This is a genomic window from Flavobacterium sp. ACAM 123 (assembly GCF_000264055.1).
Classification (GTDB): Bacteria; Bacteroidota; Bacteroidia; order Flavobacteriales; family Flavobacteriaceae; genus Flavobacterium.
The window spans coordinates 1-2,274 of the sequence record NZ_AJXL01000205.1; the positions used below are offsets into that span (position 1 = coordinate 1).

The 2,274-nt window shown below is 40.5% G+C and carries 2 protein-coding genes; both read left to right on the top strand.

What is annotated here, in order from left to right; translation table 11 throughout:
- The first annotated feature begins 131 nt into the window (after positions 1-131).
- The gene (locus A3SG_RS0118180) at positions 132-971 is read left to right on the top strand and encodes a tyrosine-type recombinase/integrase (RefSeq protein ID WP_016991416.1); all 840 of its coding nucleotides are present in this window, start codon (positions 132-134) and stop codon (positions 969-971) included.
- A complete protein-coding gene (locus A3SG_RS0118185; protein ID WP_016991417.1) occupies positions 956-2,065 on the top strand; it encodes an IS91 family transposase in 1,110 nt (369 codons plus the stop codon). The genes A3SG_RS0118180 and A3SG_RS0118185 overlap by 16 nt, the downstream gene beginning before the upstream one ends.
- Positions 2,066-2,274: the final 209 nt, after the last annotated feature.

The window sequence follows — 2,274 nt, forward strand, 5'->3', positions numbered from 1 at the left end:
GTAAATATATATAAAACTATTTACAATGATAAAAAAAAGAAGATGAAGTAGTTAAATACGTTACTATCATCAATCGAGCTATCGCAGAAGTTCCACGTTTCCCAGATTTATTTCATCGCTTTAAGCGAACAATGTCAGTTCTAGGTAGAAGTGAAAGTACTTGTAGAAACTACGGTCAGCATGTTGCCGCTATGGCATTGCATTTTGGAAAAATCCCTACAGAGCTTGATGTAGAACAAGTACAAGAATACTTGTTTCTACTTCAAAAGCGTTCCAAAACACCTTCACAAACGTACTTTAAACATTGTGTTTACGGACTCAGGTTTCTTTTAAAATCTGAAGGGTTGCCTTATGAATACCTACATTTACCCTCTATAAAACACGACAAAAAACTCCCCACAGTACTCAGTAAAGAAGAAGTTTGGCGGCTACTAAAAAATTGCCGTTTACTCAAACACAAAGTACTCATAGGACTTTTATATGGTTGTGGCTTACGCTGTATGGAAGCGCGAAGTGTACGCTTACAAGATCTTGATTTTGACCGTGAACAACTCAAAGTAGTTCAGGGAAAAGGAAAAAAGGACCGTTATGTACCGCTATCCAAACACCTTATGCGGGTACTAAAAGTATATATCGAAGCGGAGAAACCTAAAACGTATCTCTTCAACGGTCAACCGCAAGGCATAGCAGGAGGAGATTTTGACAGCCGTTATTCACAGCGTGGCGTACAATGGGTAGTTAAGCAAGCTAGTAAATCAGCAGGAATAACTAAGGATGTTTGCGTGCATACGCTTCGACATACGTTTGCGACACACTTACTCGAGGACGGACTCGATATCATCAGTCTAAAAAATCTCTTGGGACATGAAAGTATCGAGACGACGATGGAATATTTACAAATTGCGCAACTCGACACCATAAAAGCCTTTAGTCCACTTGATACCTTGTTTGCTAAGTGCAGCACGAAGTAGCTCATATACTGGATAAACTGGGTCAAAACATTGAAAGCTTGGGGCTAAACACTTGGCAACTACGAACTTTATCTGCCGTAAGAAAATGCCGTACTGCTGCATTGGGAGGTCATATCGATGGTTGCGATTCTTGCGGAAACATCAGCATTAGCTATAACTCTTGTCGCAACCGCCATTGTCCCAAATGTCAGGGTAAAAACCGAGAAGATTGGATACAGGCTAGACAAAGCGAACTTTTGCCAGTTCCGTACTTCCACGTAGTTTTTACCTTGCCCGATAGTATCAATGTTCTAGCCATGCAAGATCCTAGATTGGTTTATGACATCCTTTTTGAAACCGCTTGGGCAACTTTAAAAAGTTTTGGCAAAGCCAAAGAAATCCAAACTGGAATGATTGCAGTTCTACACACTTGGGGACAAAATTTGTCGCTGCATCCGCACTTGCATTGCATTGTGCCTGGCGGCGGGGTCGACAAGGAAGGCAATTGGAAAAATATAAGAGCTGATGGTAAGTTTTTGTTTCCAGTCAAGGCGTTGTCTAAGGTTTTTAGGGCTAAATATTGTGAAGCTTTAAAAGTGAAAAGCCCGGATAATTATACAAGAGTCAAGAAACAATTGTGGGAGAAACAGTGGGTTGTTTTTACCAAAAAGCCTTTTGGAAGTCCTAAATCAGTGGTGGAATATCTGGGAAGATACACACACAAGATTGCCATAAGTAATCATAGAATACAAAGTGTAAATGACCAAAATGTAACTTTTGGCTACAAGGATTATCGGGTCAACGGGCAAAAGAAAAGTATGAGTTTAAACCACGCCGAATTTATCCGAAGGTTTGCGTTGCATATTTTGCCCAAACGTTTTGTGAAAATACGCCATTATGGCTTTTTGAGCAGCACTTGGAAAAGGGGAAAATTAAAGGTTTTACAAGAAAAACTAAAGGTGAAGGTACTGGAAAAAGTAGAGAAGAAGACTTTTTTACCCAAATGTCCTTGTTGCAAAACAGGCAATTTGCATAGAATAGCCGTTTTTGACCAGCGTGGTCCGCCTGCTTGGTATCTTGGTATTAGCCAAAGATCTACTCCCTGCAAAAAATAGTTTTGTGGGTAGGGCACGTATGCGATGATGTGAAGAAAAACACGATAAAAATAGCCTAATTTACGGCTCAAAAAAAAAGAGGACGCTTTGTCCTCTTGAATTACCTAAACTTGTTTATCGATATCCCCATAGTGGCGGAAGTAGAGCGGTTCCGTTCAACCGCGGGTTCATTGTTCGTTCTTCGAACGCAACGAAACCCTAGCTGTTAG